Origin of the sequence: Trichococcus sp., from assembly GCF_049589555.1 — a bacterium.
Classification (GTDB): domain Bacteria; phylum Bacillota; class Bacilli; order Lactobacillales; family Aerococcaceae; genus Trichococcus.
The window spans coordinates 1-1,787 of the sequence record NZ_JBAWAZ010000240.1 but is presented as its reverse complement, the minus strand read 5'-3'; the positions used below and the strand labels follow the sequence as shown (position 1 = coordinate 1,787).

The following is a 1,787-nucleotide window of genomic DNA, read 5'->3' as shown; positions in this document are numbered from 1 at the left end:
GAAGCCAAGCGCTGGCTCGAGGAGTTCATCGAGAATAAATTGGCCAGGTACAGCGAACGGAAGAATCGCCCTGGCGAGTCCTTCACCTCAAATCTGAGTCCATACCTCCATTTCGGGCAGATTTCGCCGCTCTATATCTATCGCAGACTGATGGGGATGGACAGCGAAAGTCAGCAAAGTTTCCTCGAGGAACTTGTTGTCAGAAGGGAATTGGCCGTCAATTTCGTTTACTACAATGAACAGTACGATTCCTTTGCAGCCGTGCCGGATTGGGCCAAGAAGACGCTGGATAAACACTTGGCGGATGAACGGGAATATCTGTATTCTGTGGAGGAATTGGAAGCGGCCAAGACCCACGACGACTATTGGAATACAGCACAAATGGAGATGAACCTGACCGGTAAAATGCATGGGTACATGCGGATGTATTGGGCCAAGAAAATCCTGGAGTGGAGCAACACGCCGGAGGAAGCCTATCGCAAAGCCATTTATCTGAACAACAAGTATCTGTTGGATGGCCGCGATCCGAACGGTTTCGCAGGGGTGAGCTGGTGTTTCGGCAAACACGACCGGCCGTGGGGGGAACGGGCCATCTTCGGGAATGTCCGTTTCATGAACGACAAAGGCCTGAAGCGCAAGTTCGACATGCAGCTGTATATGGATCAGGTTGCGGAACGGTCACTTAAATAAAAGGGGGCGGAACGGATGGCGGAAAATGGCAAAAAGGCGGAACCCTTGCATATAATCCTTTTGGTTCTTTTCGTTATAGCGTACATTATTTCGGCTATCCGTCCATTGGATCGGCTGGCTTGGATGGGTCAGATGACTCCTGCGCTCCTGCTTGTTTTCTTGTTGGTTGTGACTTATCGGAAGTTCCGGTTCAGCACCTTCGTCTATGTGATGGCTTTTCTGCATGCTTTGTTGTTGGTGTACGGCGCGCACTTTACCTATTCCCAGAATCCTTTGTTCAATCAATGGAAAGAACAGTTCGGTTGGGAGCGCAACTACTTCGACCGGGTGGGGCACTTCGCCCAAGGCTTCGTACCGGCTTTTTTGGCCAAGGAATTCCTGCTGCGGGGCGGTTACGTCAAGAAAGGAAAAATGCTGTTGCTTATCGTCATTCTGTCCTGTCTCGGGTTCAGTGCAGCCTATGAACTGAGCGAATTTGCGATCGTCAATATTATGGATGTGCCCGCCGATACTGTGATGGGGACGCAGGGTGACGCCTTCGACAGCCTTTGGGATATGATTTGGGCATTGATCGGTGCGAGCCTGGCCTTGTTTGTGTTCGGCCCGTTTCACGACAGCCAAATGGAAAAGATGGGGGATGGTTAAAGGCATTCTGATTGAAGAACAGTTTGATTCAATGAATGAGAATGGTTAGTTGTCATTATTTTACAGTTATTTATAGAAAGGAAGGTACATCATCATGAAAGAGATTACCGCAGAAAAACTACGACGCTTCAATCTGATTATGGGTGGACTCCACCTAGTCCAAGGGATTGCGATGCTCTTTTTGGCAACGAACGTCATCCAAAAAATCGGCGAGTTCAGTCCTGAAATCAGCCAATTCTATCTGGCTTTTAATCCCGAAACGCGTTCGTTGGAAACTGCCTCGCGTGTCCTTTTCGACCTGCCGTTCGGTATCCTCGTTGCTTCGTTCTTGTTCATTTCCGCCATCGCGCATGCCTTGATTTCCATTCCCAAGAACCTGAATGCTGTCTACAACGCCGATTTGGCAAAGGGCATCAACAAATTTCGTTGGTTCGAATATGCACTCAGTTCAT

2 protein-coding genes and 1 pseudogene are annotated in these 1,787 nt (G+C 49.1%); all 3 read left to right on the top strand.

The features are described 5' to 3' along the window. Nucleotides 1–690, top strand: a 690-nt coding sequence (locus tag WBV27_RS08935) for a hypothetical protein (protein ID WP_424201323.1), incomplete at its 5' end; no start/stop codon positions are given. Nucleotides 691–705: 15 nt separating this feature from the next. Then, nucleotides 706–1,335 (top strand): DUF2238 domain-containing protein, encoded by a 630-nt coding sequence (locus tag WBV27_RS08930; protein ID WP_424201321.1) that lies wholly within the window; start codon nucleotides 706–708, stop codon nucleotides 1,333–1,335. Between the two features lie 94 nt (nucleotides 1,336–1,429). Continuing rightward, nucleotides 1,430–1,787 (top strand): annotated as a pseudogene (locus WBV27_RS08925) (heliorhodopsin HeR); the annotation flags it as partial.

Bases quoted from the DNA above. Each gene is read 5' to 3' on its own strand.
- WBV27_RS08930 (WP_424201321.1), top strand. From the start codon at position 706: ATGGCGGAAAATGGCAAAAAGGCGGAACCCTTGCATATAATCCTTTTG.